Annotated in this window: 1 protein-coding gene; it reads right to left on the reverse strand. The window is 63.5% G+C overall.

The window, feature by feature from the left end:
- Positions 1-41 precede the first annotated feature (41 nt).
- Positions 42-1,217 (reverse strand): lipase family protein, encoded by a 1,176-nt coding sequence (locus R4P70_RS23385; protein ID WP_317832146.1) that lies wholly within the window; start codon positions 1,215-1,217, stop codon positions 42-44.
- Positions 1,218-1,327: the final 110 nt, after the last annotated feature.

Genomic DNA, 1,327 nt, shown 5'->3' on the forward strand with positions numbered 1-1,327 from the left:
GCCATGTGCCGCGCCTGCTCGATACATCACTCGGGAGACATTCAGCACGAACGCGGGGCCGGCACTCCGTCGAACCGGTCCTGCAGGTACTCGAACGCGGTGGGCAGACCGAGGACCGCAGTGGTGAGGTGGTCCGGGCTGGGGAACAGCTGAGATTGAACCGTGGCTCCGGCGGCGCAGTACCGAGAAATCGTGTTGACCACCGAATCGATGGGGATAAGGACGTCGTCGGGGGTGTGCCATTCGAATACCGGGGCAGTCGGCACACCCGGGTAGAGTTCGACGCTGTTGTCGTCCATAACCTTTCGCACTTCGGGGCTGGACAACAGGGAAGTCGACGTCGACACCTGGGAAGCGCTGCGTCCTGCGCCAACTCTCAGGATGTCGTTGGTGCACGCGTTGGTGAGTTCGGTCCGCATCGACCGACCGAGGTCGTTGAGTTGATTACTCAGCGGAAGAAGATCGGGGTACTCGCGTTCGAGGCCCATTGCTGCGGCGAACGCGAGGCCGAAGGCCGGGTGCGGATCCTGTCCGAGGCCGTTGGCCATCTTGGACAGATTCATCGGAACGCCGCCCTCGGCTACACCGACGAGGTTGACCTCGGGTGCGTAGCTCGGGGCCAGTGCGGCCGCCCACGCGGTGGCCATGCCGCCGCCGGAGTAACCGGCAATACCGACTGGGCTGGCGCCACTACGCAATTCGGGGATTTTCTGAACGGCGCGGATACCGTCGAGCGTGATCTGTCCGCCCAGGCGCGCGGCGCCGTAGGCGCTGTTGGGTCCGAGATGGTCAGGAAGGGCAATGGTCCATCCACGTTGAAGCGCGACGTTGAGGATGGGCGCTTCACGGATGACGGTGTTGGGATCCGATGCGTAAAGCGCGCGAGATGGCGCACATCCCGTTCCGAGTGCGTTGACGATGTGCTGATAGGAGAGCAACGGGCCGTCTTGCGCTTGATTCGGCGGGACCAGGATCGTGCTGACCGCGGCGATCGGCTTGTTCTCGGAGTTCGTGGACCGATAGCTGACCTGCCAGATCGCGACACCAGGGAAAGTCATCAGGTCAGGGGCCCGGCGCACGGAGATCGGCGTGCCGGCGGTCCCCTCGGCCGCTGCTTGCGAATAGAACGGGTCCGGGTCCGGTGCCGGATATGCGGGATCTGCTTGTGCAGTCCACCCGGAGAGAAGTGCGGCAGTCAGTGCAGCAGCAGTCAGCATCGATCCGGTAAACACGCGTCTGGTTCGCAGTTTCAACGTTTTCCCCTCGTCCGGACCCACCCGGGGTCCATCACCCTGTGTGTTTCACTCATACCCATGTCGAACCTGGT

Source organism: Rhodococcus sp. IEGM 1241 (assembly GCF_033142365.1).
GTDB classification, from domain to species: Bacteria; Actinomycetota; Actinomycetes; order Mycobacteriales; family Mycobacteriaceae; genus Rhodococcus_F; species Rhodococcus_F erythropolis.